This window comes from Umboniibacter marinipuniceus (assembly GCF_003688415.1).
GTDB classification, from domain to species: Bacteria; Pseudomonadota; Gammaproteobacteria; order Pseudomonadales; family DSM-25080; genus Umboniibacter; species Umboniibacter marinipuniceus.
Window position 1 is genome coordinate 169,363 of the sequence record NZ_REFJ01000003.1, and the last position, 13,696, is coordinate 183,058.

A 13,696-nucleotide genomic window follows, 5' to 3' on the forward strand; every position below is an offset into this window, starting at 1 on the left:
TCGACATGACAATCAAAAACGCATTCTATGCTCAATCCGGTGGCGTCACCGCCGTCATCAATGCCACGGCCTGTGGTGTCATTCAAGCTGCTCGTCAACACCCAAACAAGATCGGTACGGTCTATGCTGGTCGTAACGGCATTCTCGGCGCCTTACGCGAAGAGCTTATCGATACCAACCAATACTCTGATGAAGACATTGCAGCACTGCGTCACACCCCTGCTGGAGCATTCGGTTCATGTCGTTTCAAGTTAAGAAGTATCGAAGAAAGCCGCGCCGAGTATGAGCGCCTGATCGAGGTCTTTAAGGCTCATGATATCGGTTACTTCTTCTACAACGGCGGTAATGACTCTCAGGATACCGCCCACAAAGTCTCACAGATATCAGAAACCATGGGCTATCCAATTCAGTGTATCGGTATTCCAAAGACGGTTGATAACGACCTCCCCATCACCGACTTCTGCCCCGGCTTTGGCTCAGTAGCGAAGTACGTGGCCGTTTCCATCAAAGAAGCATCCCTCGATATCGCTTCCATGTGCGAATCATCAACCAAAGTATTCATCATGGAAGTGATGGGGCGTCACGCAGGTTGGATTGCCGCGGCGGGTGCTCTCGCCCAACAGGAAGAAGGTGATGCACCACATATTATTCTCTTCCCTGAGGTGGCCTTTGATAAAGAAAAGTTCCTTAGCAAGGTCAAGCATTGCGTAGAAACCTATGGCTACTGCTCAATTGTCGCCTCCGAAGGGACCCACACTGGTGATGGTAGCTTCCTGGCTGCATCGGAAGCGTCAGTTGATGCTTTCGGCCATGCGCAATTAGGTGGTGTTGCACCAGTCCTAGCCAATCTCATCAAGGGTGAGCTAGGCTATAAGTATCACTGGGCCCTCGCCGATTATTTACAGCGCTCGGCACGGCATATTGCTTCGAAAACAGATGTTGACCTAGCCTATCAAGCCGGTGAAAAAGCCATTGAATACGCACTCGAAGGCCTAAACTCAGTGATGCCGGCGATTCAACGCCTTGACAATGGCGAGTGGGGATTCATCCCGGCACCACTGAAAGATATCGCCAACGTTGAGCGCTTCATGCCGAAGTCGTTTATCTCTGAGGATGGCTTTGGTATTACTCAGGCGGGAAGGGATTATTTACTACCCCTCATTCAAGGTGAGGACTACCCACCCTACGTCAACGGACAACCGGTGTACGTTAAACTGGCGCACAACTTAACGCCAAAGAAACTCGCCAACTTCGATATCTAGGCATCCCCCCAAAGGGCGATGTCCTCTGACGTCGCCCCTTCATTACACTCACCAAAAATAAACGCATCGCGCGGGTGGTCCAAGCGATCTATCACAAAATAACCTTCCCTACAGTAAGCTGAGCTTTTTAGCTCGCGCTCTAGTAGATCGTCGAAGGCACTGGCAAAACGTTCGGCATTGTATCGCCCGCGCGAGCTCCGAATCAGCTCTTTGTCCAAATCCTTGTGAACTTCAAAGCGAAAACGTTTACTCCCGTCTATAGCGATTTGATGAGACATTGATGGCGTAAAATCGGTAACTCCAACTGTTCCCATCCGACAACCGATGACACCTATCACAATGATTAAACTACTGATCCACTTCATCATCCATTAACCCTTAGTGCCGCGCAGGCCGAATGCCTTGGGCAGCTTAGTAAGTGATCGTTCACTAGACCCATTGCCTGCATATGAGCGTAAATAATTGTCGGGCCTACAAAATTAAAGCCCCGCTGTTTAAGATCCTTTGAGATTTGCTGCGACAACGGCGTTTCTGCCGGTACATCAGATAATTTTTCAAAGCTATTCTGGATAGCTTCACCCTCAACAAAGGCCCAAAAGTAGTCAGTTAACGTTAGTCCCTGATCACGCATATCCAAATAGGCTCGCGCATTGCGTTGGGCGCTGTCTACTTTTAGGCGATTACGAATGATACGCGCATCGCTTAGGATAGCTTGCTTCCTTTGATCACTCCATGCCGCAATTTTTTGGGCATCAAAATTGTCGTAAACAAGGCGATAGTTCTCGCGCCGTTTTAATACCGTGATCCAGCTAAGACCAGCCTGAACGCCCTCCAACAGGAGAAACTCAAAGATTCGCTGTTCGTCACGAAGTGGCACCCCCCATTCGGAGTCATGATAGTCCCGATAAATTGGATCGCTAAGACACCAACCGCAGGGTTCCTGCTTGTTGTCATTCTTCATCCAATAGCGTCTCCCAAAGAAAATTAAATACCAGTGCTTCCTTCGCCACAATATCATCGCCTGTCACGGCAATAGAATGACCTCCTGTGGCTCGCTCGTCGTAGTAGATAGGTTGACCCAAAGCAGCTAAACGTTCGGCCAAACCCCGCGAGTGGGCAATGTCTACGCGATCATCGTTCTGCGCAGCCAACAACAAAATAGATGGATAGGATTCATCGGCCTGAATATTATGTATTGGCGAGTACTGAAGGAGCCACTCCCTTTCCGCAGGAATTTCTGGATTACCGTATTCGACCATCCAGCTAGGGCCCGAGAGGCTTCGATGATAGTTCATCATATCCGTCAACGGGGCTTCCAACACAACTGCTGCAACTTTTCTTGGTGCTCGAATCGCCGCTGCCGCCGCAACCAAACCGCCATTTGATGCGCCGCGATAGGCTAATTGCTTCGCTGAACTAAGACCACGATCCGTCAATGATGATGCCACTGAAACTAGATCGTCAACCGTTTGATTTTTGTACTCACGCTGCCCTGCACGGTGCCACCAGCGCCCGTACTCCCCTCCCCCTCTAACCGCAGCGAATACCAACCTTCCGCCTCGCTCCAACCATAGTTTTGAGGCAACGGCGTTATTCACCGCGGCTACAGAGACCCCAAAGCCGCCATAGACATCGATCAGCGTTGGTGCGGATCTTCCTACGCTTTCAGTGGGAGTCACCATGAGGTAAGGAATTTCTTCGCCATCTGTTGCCTCGGCAAAACTCAGTTCCACCTCGTACGCTTCAGTATCCAGCTGGAATGTAGAGCGATCAATTTCCGTTGCCTGTGATGCCGAGATTAGCCATCTGCTGGGCCCTGATAGCAGCGTACTTTTCCTTACTACAAGCCCTTCATCTATGACAGCCTCAAGCTGCCAAGCTTCCAAATTGGCCGTCGCAATGACCCGTGGTTCCGATTGAAGTTGATCGCTGGTGACAAGTAGTTTGGTCTCAAAATTGTTATTCACTAACAAAAAGACCTCACTCTCCGTTACGGCAATCTGTTGGAGGCGCTCGCGATGAGAGAGCTGATAAACTAACTCCGTACCTTGAATAGCTTCAGTGCCATCACGCCACCAAATTAGCTCGTCGGCTTGCGCGTCCTGCAAGGACCTTGATTGAAGCAGCCACCCGTCCCGATATCGACCGACCAAAAGCGAATCATGAGGGAAGTTTAATGGTTGAAATGCGCCGTCGAGCCAATGGAAATAGCGTCTAGCGAAGAAGTCGACCCACTCTACCAACACTAATTCACCTTCCATCCAATTCACCGTCCCGCCCATTGAGTCCTGAGCAAAACTTGCCAGCACCGTCCGTGAGCCAGCTCGATCAATTTTCTCCAAGCGCATTGGATAACCAGCGGAACTGGTGAATTCCGCGGTTCCAGTATCCATTACTAACAGCGTGTCATCATCGAGCCACTTCACTTGATTACGCCCAGGAACGAGTTCGAAGCCGTCCTTAAGCCAATCCTGCTGGTCTAAACGATAGCTAGCGTGATAGATCGCATCCGTTCCGTTCTCCGTCACGCCTAAAATACATGGCCCTATTTCATAATCGCGACAATTTAGGTTGGCAAAGCGCCACTGTCGTTGATAACGCCGATTCAATGCGGCGATATCTACCAGGGTTCGCCACTGAGGATCACCCTTAATATAATCGGCCCTATTGGCGCAGCGATACCGCCCCTGATTATAGGGCGCGCGGTAATCAAGCAGGCACACAGCGCTTTGCTGCCAAATTAACCGCGGAAACTCGGCGCTAGCGTTTAGCGCCGTGACCGCAGCTGATTCGAGACGATCAAAACTATCCCACAACCAGCCATCGCCGAACCGCTCATGAGTCTGTTCGCTCAGCGCGCTAACCCAAGCTAAATCTTCAACTTCATCCCTAGTTTGGATATCGGCGGAGACGGTAAACGAATACAAAACGCTGACTGCAACCACTAAGCAAGTAATATGATGCCAACTGCATAGTGCTATTCGTTGACGCTTAGCTATCAGTAATTTAATCATAGTGCTAAGACTAACGACTTAACGGTGATTGCACCAGTTACAATCTAGCGACTCGGCAGTAGCTACCCCAATGTAATAACCCAACTTCGAGCCTAGGCGTCCTTTAAAGGAGCCAATATTCAATAAAGACCGCTTTTTTGTGCGGGCAACGTTGTATAAATGATGTTCGAGCGCGTATAATTCGGCCTTTCATTTTTTTGAAGTGACTTAAAGAGAGACGGCCATGAGCTATACCAAAATCCCAGCAGGTAAAGATTTACCTAACGATATCTACGCGATTATTGAAATCCCAGCTAACCACGCGCCAATTAAGTACGAAATTGACAAGGATTTCGACGCATTGATGGTTGATCGTTTTATGACCGCTCCAATGTTCTACCCTGCGAACTACGGTTACATCAACAACACCTTGTCTGAAGATGGTGACCCAGTAGACGTATTGGTGATCACACCTTATCCCGTTGCACCTGGCGCAGTGATTCGCTGCCGTCCAATTGGCGTGTTACTTATGTCTGATGAAGCTGGTAAAGACGCTAAGTTAGTTGCCGTGCCTCACGAGAAGCTATCTAAAGAATACGCCGACATTACCGAAGCGTCTCAGCTACCTAGCCTACTCACTCAACAGATTGAGCACTTCTTCCGTCGCTACAAAGACTTAGAAGATGGTAAATGGGTGGAAATTGACGGTTGGGCAGATGCCGATACGGCGCGCGCTGAAATCCTCAAAGCAGCGGCAGCTTACCAAGGCTAATCTAACGCCTGGTGAACCAGCACACCGCTCATGTAAAAAAGACGAGTCAGCTTGCTACTCGTCTTTTTTTGTTCTGGCGCTAAGCGAGCCTTTGGCTATTGGCTATTGGCTATTGGCTATTGGCTATTGGCTATTTAGCCTCTGAATCTTCATCATTTTCTTCAAGCGGCGCCAGACTCAGGTTGCTAAAATCAAACGTAGTAGATTGCTGCGAAGCAACCTCTTCAGTCAATTGGTCTTGCTCGGTTTGAGATTCGTCTTCAGCCGTTAGTTCAACCCGTTCAAAGCTAATCTCAACGGAACTTTCGTTATCGAGTGGCGACTGTTCCGCTGCCTTGGCCGAACCTGCCATTTGTAATGAAGTTGGGTCGGTCTTTAGCGCCTCCAGTTCCGCCGCTAAATCATCATCTATACCCAGTGATAAACTATCCAACGCGTCGAGATTTTCGGTACTTTGGGCCTGCTCGGACGCAATGGAAGTAGCTATCATTCCCTTTGTAGAGTCTGGATGCGAAAGATCCAAAGTAAGCGTATCTGCAAGCTGATCAGCGTTTGACTCATGCACTGAAGGAGTTTCTTCAACCTGCAAGGATCCAGCATCCTCCGCAGCCGTTGTGCTTGTGGTCTCGAAAGTGAAATCAAGTGAGATATCGTCCGATTCAGGCAAACTATCCTTCTCATTTAACACGTCGGCCATTGAGGGTGGTAGCTCATCCAAACTAGCTATAGTCTCAGCTGGCGAACTTGGCTGCAAATCAGCTTGTTCAGCATCACCAGCGCCCGCCTCAGTCTGCATTCCTGGATTCGCCTGCGCTGTCGCTTCCTGGTCTTCGCTCACCTCGGGGAGAAAACTTAACCAATTAAGCTTAGTAAAGCTTAGCGCCCTGATTTTCGCATTGCTTTCTACTATCTCAACCGCTAAGCCAATGGTTTCGAAACGAGGAACTAGCGGTGCCAGCTTTGCGTATTCACCAACCATTAAAATACATGGCACGCCCGAAAAAAATTGATCTAAATGAGCAGCCTTAAGCATAGGAAATGAATCCGCCAAGGTCTCGCGCACAGCGTGAAGCTTGCTATTTGCCGAAATATCACCGCGACTACAGATAAATGCTTTACTCAAAATCAACCCCTCCTTCGGATGCGCACTACCATATAATGACTTATGAGCGGGTGCAATAAGCCTGTTCTCAATACTTGCGATCGCTTTGTGCTCTGGTTATCGTAGCTTAACTATTTGTCTTGAGATCATTATGAGCAACGCCAATACCGAGGGGCTTACCGCCAATACCTTGCAAGCCTTTAAATTCCTGCAGCAACGTGCAGCAAAGGATGGCATAGAGCTAAAGATAGCCTCCGGCTTTCGTTCGATCGAAAGGCAGACAAAGATCTGGCAGCGCAAAAATGCCCCAGACTATGTGTTTGACGTCGCGGGCACCAAGAAAAAGGCCAGCGAGCTAACTGATCAACAGTGGTTGAACTGCGTGATGGAGTGGTCCGCGATACCAGGTCTTTCGAGACATCATTGGGGGACGGATATTGATGTTTATGATGCGGCTGCACTGCCTGCTAATTATCAAATCCAGCTCACTCCTGAAGAATACCAGCCGGGAGGCCCCTTCGAAAAGCTGGGGCGCTGGCTGAGTTTCTATGTCGATGAGCAGCGAACGGAAGGTTTCTTTCGCCCCTACAGGACGTTCCGTGGCGGCGTCCAACCTGAAGCTTGGCACCTTTCCTATAAAGCTGATGCTGATCTAGCCTTAGACAGACTGATAGCGCAAGCTCCACGCGATGTCATTCCGCTAGCTGAAATTCGCGGCGGAGCGGCAATCGCTAATCAGCTCGATTCAATTATCCAACGCTACGTGGTTGATGTGGACCAGTGATGGACAATATTGAGCTGCTTATCTTTGATTGCGACGGCGTGCTCGTAGATACCGAAAATGTCGCCAACAATGTGTTACACCGCCATCTTTCCCTGCACAACTGGCCTCTAGCGCCGACCGCGACGGAACAATTTTTCCGCGGTCGAAGCCTTACGGAGAGCCTTAGACGAGCCGTTAATGAGTTTCAGTTAACTTTACCCGCTGATTTTCTGCAGGTTATGCAAAGGGATACCTTTGAACAGTTTCGTCAAGTCAACTTGAGTTTCCCCAACTGTAAAGTCCTAGTACAACAACTCAGCGCTTGCGCCTTTCCTATGTGTGTTGCTTCTTCAGGCAGCCATGAAAAGATCGCATTAACGTTAAGTCAAACAGGATTACTCGGCTACTTCCCAATTCGCTTTTCGGCACAGGATGTCACTCGAGCCAAACCCGCTCCGGATCTCTTCCTAAAAGCGAGCTCCTATTTCTGCACGCCTCCGGAACGCTGTTTAGTCATCGAAGATTCATCGGCCGGTTTGGCTGCTGCCGATGCTGCAGGCATGCCTAGTATTGGACTAAATACTCAGCTAAGCGCAGCGCAACAGAGAGATTTTCCAAATACATTGTTTCTTCAAGATCATGCGGCGCTTTTGAGATGGATGAATGGTCATTGATTTAGTTGTCAAATTACCAAGATCTACTAGCAAGCAACTAACTTTATGTTAAAGTCTTAGTTAACATTGATATCAAGGTACTCAAACTGATGGGCAATTTTAGATCCACAGTAATAGTTTATGAAACAACTGTCCGTTAAAGCCAATCAAGCAATCATTCTAACCGGTGTATTATTCGGTTTGATTGTAATGCTGTCCGCAGCATTCTTGATAAACGATTACTTGGGTCTTAAGCGGATACAAGAAAGTTTGATTGAAGAACGAGTTGGCGTGATGCAGCTGGCGGCTCAACGCTTTTTCGAGAACCCGAATAGCTTTCAATCAGACGAGCTTCAGCAAATTCTTTTAAGCCAAGCTGGCGAAGGCTGTAGTACGCTTTTCGACAACTCACAAAATATTATTGTTAAAGCGTCCGCCGATGGATACACACCTAATAGTTCAGATATTCAACAGTTGGTCGACATCAATTATCAGGGCGAAAAAATGGGCCAGTTGCGCTATATTTTCACACCCATTGATGATCAACAGTGGCTGAATCGAGCCATCGCTATTGTCTTAGGAATGATCCTGCTCGCCGGCATGGTTTCCCCGCTGCTTGTTAAACTCCTTGATAACTTAACACTCAAACCCATCCGCCACTTATCCGATCGTGCAGAGCAAATTGCGCTGGATAGCACCTTTAACTACCGTTTTGACACCAGCCGCCAGGACGAATTTGGGCGCCTTGCTAGTAGCGTCAACACCATGCTCGAAGCCATCGAGGGAAGAGAAGCTCAATTAAAGAACTACGGCAGTTACTTGGAAGAATTAGTTCAAGAAAAGTCTACTCAACTCCAAGTCCAAGCGAGTGAAGATTCGATGACCTTGTGCCCCAACCGAATTTCACTCATGAATTCGGGCACAAAATTAATTGAAGGCGCCTTATTTGATGGTCAAATTACTGGGCTAATTGTGATTGATCTCCTGCGGATTAAAACCTATAACCAGTCCTATGGTCATCATCTTGGTGATATGCTAATTCGTGAGTCGGCAAACCGTTTAAAGGCTAACTTCGACCAAGTCTACCGCATCGGCGGAGATGAATTCGCCATTGTTATCCAACACCCAAGGTTGAGCGCGATCGGCGAGCTTGCGCAAAAAGTTATCTCCACCATTGGCGAGCCCATCCCCTACAAAGACGAGCAGATTAGCCTTCTTGTTGCAGCGGGCCTCAGCCTCGCGCCAGATCACGGCAGTGATATTGCCGGTCTACTTCGCGCCGCAAATAATGCGATGCAAGTTTCAAAGACTCTAGTGGGCTCCAACCTCACCGAGTACGATCCTGAAACAATGGATAACTTAAGTCGTAACTTTGAGCTTGAGCATGACTTGCGTGACGCTATTGCAAACGAACAACTATTCTTGGTTTACCAACCAAAACAACAACTAAAAACACGCGTGATCGATTCTGTTGAGGCACTTGCGCGCTGGCATCACCCTCGACTAGGGCCAATTTCGCCGCTCGAGTTTGTTGCCATTGCTGAAGACACTGGTCAAGCCAGAACACTGGGGAACTCGGTGCTTCGACAGGCGGTAAAGCAGCTCGAGGCTTGGCGTCAGGACGGGATTGAGCTAAGTATTGCCGTTAACATCTCCCCAGCTCAAATCATGCACCCCGACTTTGTCCATGACATTGAGGCGGCACTGAAGCTGGCGCCGATTGACCCAGGTCTCCTAGAACTTGAGATTACTGAGAGCATCATGATTGGTAATCACCACCATATTGCTGAGTCAGTCGCTGAGGTTCGCGATTTAGGGGTTCGCGTTGCGATTGATGATTTCGGAACTGGTTATTCCTCACTGTCTTATGTCCGTAAATTTACTCTAGATACCCTCAAACTAGATAAATCGTTCATCTCAGACTTGGAGCACAGCTCCGAAAGTACGGGTATCGTTGATGCCATTCTTATGCTTGCCCATACGCTAAAACTTACCGTGGTGGCAGAGGGCGTTGAAACACCAGGGCAAATGCTCATTCTCTCTACCCTTGGCTGTGACTATATTCAAGGGAACTTGCTATCGGAGCCTGTCAGTGCCGACCAGATAGAGCGAATAGCTACTCGAGTCAACACTGACGCGCTGCTGACCCAGAAATGACACTTACTCGTCTCATCGCATTACTGACCATAGCGTTGATGACGGCTAATTCACTGGCAACTACCACTACCCCTTACCCTGCATTAACCAACGACGAAGCCAATACCATCGAGGTCTACGAACGTACCAGTGAATCGGTTGTTTTCGTCACTAACCGTACGCTGCGGCGCGACCTCTTTAGCCGTCGGGTGTACGAGAGTACGGCCGGTTCCGGCACTGGTTTTGTTTGGGATCAAGCAGGTCATATCGTCACCAACTTCCATGTCATAGAAGGCGCGGTAGAAATCATCATTCGCTTTCAGGGTGAAGACTACCCTGCAAAATTAGTTGGTATAGCACCTGAACGCGATTTAGCAGTACTGAAAATTGAAGTAGCTAATGAGCTACTTCAGCCCATAGCGCGCGGGGATTCACAGCGATTACGAGTTGGCCATAAGGTCATCGCCATCGGTAACCCCTTCGGCCTAGACACCACCTTAACGACTGGAGTGGTCAGCGCTCTAAACCGAACTATCGAATCGCCGAGTAATCGCACTATTCGAGAGGTAATCCAAACCGACGCCGCCATCAATCCCGGCAATTCGGGTGGGCCACTGCTAAACTCCGCAGGACTCTTAATTGGCGTTAATACCGCCATATACAGCCCGTCCGGTGCCAGTGCAGGTATTAGTTTCTCAATTCCGGTAAATACGGTGAAGCAGACGATACCCGAGCTCATTGAATATGGACGAGTACAACGACCTGTATTAGGTATTGAGCTAGCACCAGCGCAACTATTGCGTAGGCTTAATATTGAAGGAATGGCTATTGCTAGAGTAACCCCTAATTTAAGTGCCGATATCGCAGGTATTATAGGTCTTAGTCGCGACAATAACGGACGACTCCAGCTCGGTGACATTTTGATCGCAATTAATGGCGCATTAATGCGCTCTCCCGATGACCTCCTCGGCGTATTAGAGCAGCATCAGTATGGCGATACCCTATCGCTTAGCTTAATTCGTGACGGCAAACGCTATGAGCTCGACGTCGAACTCATAGCCCCAGAAACGTAGGTATTATTGTTTCTTCGCTTTGACCATCTTAGTCATCAGCGCTGGGAAAGTGTTCGGAAGTAAGCGGCGAAGGTGATAGCCTAGCCATGGCATGCCATTTGCAACCAGCACTTCATTCTTTTGCGCTTCCATAGCGCGGATGATCTTTCTTACTGCTGTAGTAACTGGCATACCATTCTCAATATCTGGATCATACATGTTCGCAGCTTCATTCTTTTCGTTGAGAGCGCTTACGGCGATGGGAGTCTGGACATAACCAGGACAAATAACCGTCACCTTAATATTATGAGGGAACAGCTCAAATCGGAGTGAATCAGAGAACCCCACCACCGCGTGCTTAGCTCCAGAGTAAGAGGTTCGCATTGGCGCCCCCAACTTACCCGCAACCGACGAAATATTGACGTAATAACCTGACTGACGCTCAATAAAATGAGGCATAATCGCTTTGCTCAAGGCCACTAAAGAGAGGTAGTCTAAGCGGATCAGCGCTTCATCAACGTCAATCGGCGTATCAATCACCCCACCACGCTGACTTACCCCCGCATTGTTAACGAGAATGTCGACATGCCCATACATCGCAACGGCTCGCTCAGCCCAGTGCGCAGCCTGATGGTAATCATTAAGATCGCAGCTAAGAATCTTATGCTGTTCGCTGTTGACACAAAGTTGGCGAGTCTCTTCAAGCTGTTCTTCCCGTCGAGCGGTCAGGATTAGTTTCGCACCGCGAAGTGACAACTGAATTGCCAATTCGCGACCAATCCCGGAGCTGGCGCCGGTAATCCAGATGACTTTTGAGCGAAGATCCATAAGTTACTCCTTTTTTTATATTTTATCGAAACACTATACTGTATTTGCTGTTAAAATAGGCTGATAATTTTCGCTCAACTCGTTCTTGAGCGTCTCAAACTCGGCAATCAATAAGCCGATTACTAGGGAATTCAACACCACCACTATGCTAAATCTTGATACGCTCCAACAACTCAAAACGCTCAAGAAAGATATTCGCGCAAGCCGTAACCTCAACCGCGGGATTGTTAAAGCTACGCCCATGAAGTTTGGCTTCGTTTCTACCCAGGAGGGTGGACAAGTGTTCTTAGCTCCACCACTAATGGAACAGTTGCTCCCCGGTGATGAGATCGAATATGAGATTGTCGAAAATAGTCGTGGCGATCAGGAGGCAAAGTTAGAGCGCCTAGTCAAAAGTGAATTCAAGCAGTTCTTTGGCCGTGTGGTCACCCGCGGAAAGCACCTCTTCATTGAATGTGATGACGCGCGCTTCAATCGCTGGTTCTTCGTTCCGCCAAATAAACGCTCTGGACTCAAAGCAGGTACCCTCGTTGAAGCCCAACTTTTGCGTCATCCCACTAAGCTTGAAGGCAAGAGTCAGGCCTTTGCAGTCAGCAAACTCGGCAACGAAGTTAACCTCAGTGATCTACGCGCCTATACCCTGAAGAAGATGTCGATTGACACTGAATGGCCTGAAGAAACAACGGTCCAAATAGATTCCCTGACTTCAGCTAAAGACATAGCACGAAAGGACCTTACCGAGACTAAGTTTGTAACCATTGATTCCGCCCACGCCCGAGATCTTGATGACGCGGTATTTGTAGAATCTGTTGACGAAGGATTTCGCTTGTTTGTGGCGATTGCTGATCCGGTTGCAACGCTCAAAAGTAATCAGCCGCTGCTCGAAAACTTACTTGCTCGCAGTACCAGTCATTATCTGCCGGGGCAGGTAGTTCATATGATGCCGCCGAGCTTGTCGCAAGAAAAATTTTCACTATTAGCTGATCAACCGCGTGATGCGCTGATCGCTGAATTCGATATTAAGCAGACAGGAGAAGTCGCTAAGTTCGAACTCTACAAAGGCACTATCAAGTCTCATGCAAAGTTAAGCTATACCGATGTGGAGTCTTTCTTAAATGGCAACTCCGATGTCATTGACGCTGATATTGCGCAGCCTGTCGAGCGCTTAGCCGCCTGTTACTCCGCAGTTCGGGCACATCGTTTGAGCGCTGCCGTCGACATCAGCGAACGCCCCGACTATCACTACGAACTTAACGATCAGCAACAGATTAGTAAAATCGCGCTAGCGCCGCGATTAACGTCACAGCGACTCATTGAGGAGTTCATGCTGTTGACTAATCGTCATTGTGGAACTTGGCTAGCGGAGCAAGGAAGCGGCTTCTTTAATAACCATGGAGGCTTTCGAACTGAACGAATTGGCGATCTAAAGCAGCTGCTTAAACACTATTGGGGTGAGGAAGCAAAGGTACCGGCTACTCTTGATGAGTTTGTTACGCTGATGCAAGAAGCACTCTACAAAGACGCCGATATCCCACTTCGATCAGTCTTGGTTCGATGGCTACAGCCTAGTAAGGTGTCAGCGGAGTCTGAGGGTCATCTGGGGCTGGGTTTCGAGCATTATGCAATGGTTACTTCTCCAATTCGCCGTGCAGCCGATTTGCTCAACCATCTGATCATTGATCAAGCTTTAAATAATAGCGCTGAGTTCGGTGAACTTGTTAATCAAGTTGATCTTGAGAAGCTCAACGGCGATATTGTTCGCGGACGTCAGGCAAGTAACACGATTGATTTGACATTGAAGACGCAATTCGCGCAACAACACCTTGATCAGAAGAGCGAATACAAGGCCACTATCACTCAGATCAGCCAAGCGGGCGTAGCGGTTCGTTTAGACGAAAGCGGGATTGAAGGTTTTGTGGAACTAAAGCCTAAGCGCAGCGAGAAATCGACTTTTCAGTTTGAAGGCTGGAGGCTTTGCGCCACCCATAATGACACCTTCTATCATCTTGACATGCCAATTTCAGTAAAACTCGCTAAGGTTGATACTGAGAAGCGTCAGGTCAAGTTTAAGCTCGCCTAACGGCGAGAATCTCGCGCTAAAGATCGGGGAGCACAAGCTCCCCAACTTTCACTTA

The 13,696-nt window shown here is 48.6% G+C and carries 12 protein-coding genes; 7 read left to right on the forward strand and 5 right to left on the reverse strand.

Translation table 11 applies throughout. The features are described from left to right. Positions 1 to 5: 5 nt before the first annotated feature. Positions 6 to 1,262: a 6-phosphofructokinase gene (locus DFR27_RS06975; protein WP_121876738.1), complete on the forward strand. Its 1,257-nt coding sequence runs from the start codon at positions 6 to 8 to the stop codon at positions 1,260 to 1,262. Here DFR27_RS06975 and DFR27_RS06980 read toward each other — a convergent pair. The 3 genes from DFR27_RS06980 to DFR27_RS06990 are packed head-to-tail and all read right to left on the reverse strand — an operon-like array spanning position 1,259 to position 4,276. Further along, complete coding sequence (locus tag DFR27_RS06980) at positions 1,259 to 1,630, reverse strand: hypothetical protein (RefSeq protein WP_121876739.1); 372 nt, start codon at positions 1,628 to 1,630, stop codon at positions 1,259 to 1,261. The genes DFR27_RS06975 and DFR27_RS06980 overlap by 4 nt on opposite strands. Further along, positions 1,627 to 2,223 carry a DNA-3-methyladenine glycosylase I gene (locus tag DFR27_RS06985; protein WP_121876740.1) on the reverse strand — a complete coding sequence of 199 codons (597 nt, stop codon included), beginning with the start codon at positions 2,221 to 2,223 and terminating at the stop codon, positions 1,627 to 1,629. The genes DFR27_RS06980 and DFR27_RS06985 overlap by 4 nt, the downstream gene beginning before the upstream one ends. Then, the gene (locus tag DFR27_RS06990) at positions 2,213 to 4,276 is read right to left on the reverse strand and encodes a prolyl oligopeptidase family serine peptidase (protein ID WP_121876741.1); all 2,064 of its coding nucleotides are present in this window, start codon (positions 4,274 to 4,276) and stop codon (positions 2,213 to 2,215) included. The genes DFR27_RS06985 and DFR27_RS06990 overlap by 11 nt, the downstream gene beginning before the upstream one ends. Before the next feature lie 223 nt (positions 4,277 to 4,499). On the opposite strand from DFR27_RS06990, the gene ppa reads away from it, so the two are divergent. Next, positions 4,500 to 5,027, forward strand: a complete 528-nt coding sequence (gene ppa, locus DFR27_RS06995; RefSeq protein ID WP_121876742.1) for an inorganic diphosphatase — start codon at positions 4,500 to 4,502, stop codon at positions 5,025 to 5,027. A gap of 130 nt (positions 5,028 to 5,157) precedes the next feature. Here ppa and DFR27_RS07000 read toward each other — a convergent pair whose 3' ends face one another. Next, on the reverse strand, positions 5,158 to 6,150 hold the full coding sequence (locus DFR27_RS07000; protein WP_121876743.1) for a hypothetical protein: 993 nt from the start codon (positions 6,148 to 6,150) through the stop codon (positions 5,158 to 5,160). A 130-nt stretch (positions 6,151 to 6,280) separates the two neighbouring features. On the opposite strand from DFR27_RS07000, the gene DFR27_RS07005 reads away from it, so the two are divergent. The 4 genes from DFR27_RS07005 (at position 6,281) to DFR27_RS07020 (ending at position 10,754) form a co-directional block, all read left to right on the forward strand. Beyond that, entirely contained in the window at positions 6,281 to 6,913 is a 633-nt protein-coding gene (locus DFR27_RS07005; protein WP_121876744.1) for a M15 family metallopeptidase, read from the forward strand. After that, the gene (locus tag DFR27_RS07010) at positions 6,913 to 7,566 is read left to right on the forward strand and encodes an HAD family hydrolase (protein WP_121876745.1); all 654 of its coding nucleotides are present in this window, start codon (positions 6,913 to 6,915) and stop codon (positions 7,564 to 7,566) included. Before DFR27_RS07005 ends, DFR27_RS07010 begins: the two co-directional genes overlap by 1 nt. A 120-nt stretch (positions 7,567 to 7,686) precedes the next feature. Further along, positions 7,687 to 9,702: a putative bifunctional diguanylate cyclase/phosphodiesterase gene (locus tag DFR27_RS07015; RefSeq protein WP_121876746.1), complete on the forward strand. Its 2,016-nt coding sequence runs from the start codon at positions 7,687 to 7,689 to the stop codon at positions 9,700 to 9,702. Beyond that, positions 9,699 to 10,754 carry a S1C family serine protease gene (locus DFR27_RS07020; protein ID WP_121876747.1) on the forward strand — a complete coding sequence of 352 codons (1,056 nt, stop codon included), beginning with the start codon at positions 9,699 to 9,701 and terminating at the stop codon, positions 10,752 to 10,754. Before DFR27_RS07015 ends, DFR27_RS07020 begins: the two co-directional genes overlap by 4 nt. Before the next feature lie 3 nt (positions 10,755 to 10,757). Here DFR27_RS07020 and DFR27_RS07025 read toward each other — a convergent pair whose 3' ends face one another. After that, a complete protein-coding gene (locus DFR27_RS07025) occupies positions 10,758 to 11,561 on the reverse strand; it encodes an SDR family oxidoreductase (protein ID WP_121876748.1) in 804 nt (267 codons plus the stop codon). 145 nt (positions 11,562 to 11,706) lie between these two features. On the opposite strand from DFR27_RS07025, the gene DFR27_RS07030 reads away from it, so the two are divergent. Then, positions 11,707 to 13,641, forward strand: coding sequence for an RNB domain-containing ribonuclease (locus DFR27_RS07030; RefSeq protein WP_121876749.1), 1,935 nt, complete (start codon positions 11,707 to 11,709; stop codon positions 13,639 to 13,641). Positions 13,642 to 13,696: the final 55 nt, after the last annotated feature.

Excerpts from the sequence above, each read along its gene's own strand:
- DFR27_RS06975 (WP_121876738.1), top strand. The coding sequence starts at position 6 with ATGACAATCAAAAACGCATTCTATGCTCAATCCGGTGGCGTCACCGCC.
- DFR27_RS06980 (WP_121876739.1), bottom strand. The coding sequence starts at position 1,630 with ATGATGAAGTGGATCAGTAGTTTAATCATTGTGATAGGTGTCATCGGT.
- DFR27_RS06985 (WP_121876740.1), bottom strand. The coding sequence starts at position 2,223 with ATGAAGAATGACAACAAGCAGGAACCCTGCGGTTGGTGTCTTAGCGAT.
- DFR27_RS06990 (WP_121876741.1), bottom strand. The coding sequence starts at position 4,276 with ATGATTAAATTACTGATAGCTAAGCGTCAACGAATAGCACTATGCAGT.
- ppa (WP_121876742.1), top strand. The coding sequence starts at position 4,500 with ATGAGCTATACCAAAATCCCAGCAGGTAAAGATTTACCTAACGATATC.
- DFR27_RS07005 (WP_121876744.1), top strand. The coding sequence starts at position 6,281 with ATGAGCAACGCCAATACCGAGGGGCTTACCGCCAATACCTTGCAAGCC.
- DFR27_RS07010 (WP_121876745.1), top strand. The coding sequence starts at position 6,913 with ATGGACAATATTGAGCTGCTTATCTTTGATTGCGACGGCGTGCTCGTA.
- DFR27_RS07015 (WP_121876746.1), top strand. The coding sequence starts at position 7,687 with ATGAAACAACTGTCCGTTAAAGCCAATCAAGCAATCATTCTAACCGGT.
- DFR27_RS07020 (WP_121876747.1), top strand. The coding sequence starts at position 9,699 with ATGACACTTACTCGTCTCATCGCATTACTGACCATAGCGTTGATGACG.
- DFR27_RS07025 (WP_121876748.1), bottom strand. The coding sequence starts at position 11,561 with ATGGATCTTCGCTCAAAAGTCATCTGGATTACCGGCGCCAGCTCCGGG.
- DFR27_RS07030 (WP_121876749.1), top strand. The coding sequence starts at position 11,707 with ATGCTAAATCTTGATACGCTCCAACAACTCAAAACGCTCAAGAAAGAT.